The sequence below is a fragment of the Nocardia sp. NPDC004260 genome (genome assembly GCF_053603155.1).
The window spans coordinates 1-1,370 of record NZ_JBSGEZ010000267.1; the positions used below are offsets into that span (position 1 = coordinate 1).

Annotated in this window: 1 protein-coding gene; it reads left to right on the plus strand. The window is 63.3% G+C overall.

All coding sequences use genetic code 11. The features are described from left to right. Positions 1–55: 55 nt before the first annotated feature. Entirely contained in the window at positions 56–1,201 is a 1,146-nt protein-coding gene (locus ACWEO7_RS39545; RefSeq protein ID WP_452430980.1) for an IS701 family transposase, read from the plus strand. The last annotated feature ends 169 nt before the right edge of the window (positions 1,202–1,370 follow it).

Below are 1,370 nucleotides of genomic sequence, written 5' to 3' on the forward strand. Positions count from 1 at the left end.
TACTGCAACGACAGGTTGTGATTGGGGTGTTGGGCTGGTAGTTGGTGTGGTTGTGGTGGTGGAGAGGGCGGTTGGGTGGTCGGCGGGTTTCGAGGCGTTCGTGGGTCGGTTCGCGGCTCGGTTTCCTCGGTTCGAGTCGCGGCGGCAGATGCGCTTCTATGTGCGGGGGCTGCTGGGTGAGTGCGAGCGCAAGAACGGGTGGACGCTGGCGGAGGCTGTCGGCGATATGGGTCCGGAGCGTATGCAGCGGTTGCTGAACTTCTACGCTTGGGACGGCGACGGATTGCGTGATGATCTGCGCGAGACGGTCATCGAGGTCCTGGGTGATCCGCGCGGTGGGGTGTTGATCGTGGACGAGACCGGTTTTGTGAAGAAGGGCAGCAAATCTGCGGGGGTGGCTCGGCAGTACTCGGGGACCGCGGGCCGGATCGAGAACTCGCAGATCGGGGTGTTCCTGGCGTATGCCTCCGCGCGAGGGCGGGCACTGATCGATCGGGAGCTCTACTTGCCGAAGGAGTGGATCGATGATCGTGAGCGTTGCCGACGTGCGGGCATTCCCGATGAGGTTCGGTTCGCGACCAAACCTGTTCTGGCGCAGCGGATGATCGCTCGTGCGGCTCAGGCCGGTGTGCCGTTCGGCTGGGTCACCGGCGACGAGGCATACGGCGTGGACACCAAACTGCGTGTATGGCTCGAATCGGAGAACATCGCCCATGTTCTCGCGGTCGCGAAGAATTCCATGGTGGTCACGACGGGATTGACCAAGGCTCGTGTCGCCGGGGTCGTGGGCGCGCTCGCCGAGGACTCCTGGATGCGGATGAGTTGCGGGGCCGGCGCCCACGGGCCCAGGGTTTACGACTGGGCGGTGGTCGATATCCGTCCGCTGAGGGTGCCCGGTCGTGGGCATTGGCTGCTGGCCCGTCGCAGTCTCACCGACCCGACGAAGATCGCCTACTACGTGTGTTTCGGGCCCGCCGAGACCACGATCGATGAGCTGGTGCGCGTTGCGGGATGTCGTTGGGCCATCGAGGAATCGTTCCAAACGGCCAAGAACGAAACCGGGCTCGATCACTATCAGGTACGAGGCTACGACGCTTGGTATCGGCACATCACACTGTCGATGGCGGCCGCGGCGTTTCTCGTGATCACCCGAGACGCCGTGAAAAAGGGGGCTCCACGACCGCGTTCGGTGTCACATTGATCCCGTTGTCGTCCAACGAGATACGACGTCTGTGGAACCGAATCACATCACCGGTCACCTGCACGGTCGCCCACGTCGTGCACTGGTCCAACTGGCGACGATTAAGCCAGGCCCGCGCGCGCATCAGCCACTACAAAAGACGCGGGCATCACAACCTGTCGTTGCAGTA